The organism is Exiguobacterium sp. SH4S7 (assembly GCF_004336795.1).
Classification (GTDB): Bacteria; Bacillota; Bacilli; order Exiguobacteriales; family Exiguobacteriaceae; genus Exiguobacterium; species Exiguobacterium aurantiacum_A.
The window spans coordinates 1-275 of the sequence record NZ_SJUT01000032.1 but is presented as its reverse complement, the minus strand read 5'-3'; the positions used below and the strand labels follow the sequence as shown (position 1 = coordinate 275).

Genomic DNA, 275 nt, shown 5'->3' with positions numbered 1-275 from the left:
GCTCCTAGTGCCAAGGCATCCACCGTACGCCCTTTCTACCTTGATCTAGCGTTTCTAAGACACACGGTCCGAACGGACCATGCATATTTTTCTTGGTTTGATGTCTTGATGAATCTTCAGTTTTCAAAGAACAATCGAGGGACGAACCCTCAAAACTGAACGATGGGCAATGCCACATGGGCATTTTCCTTAGAAAGGAGGTGATCCAGCCGCACCTTCCGATACGGCTACCTTGTTACGACTTCACCCCAATCATCTGTCCCACCTTCGGCGGC

Annotated in this window: 1 rRNA gene; it reads right to left on the bottom strand. The window is 49.8% G+C overall.

From position 1 onward, the window contains the following. Positions 1-193: 193 nt before the first annotated feature. Positions 194-275, bottom strand: a 16S ribosomal RNA gene (locus EVJ29_RS15355); the annotation flags it as partial.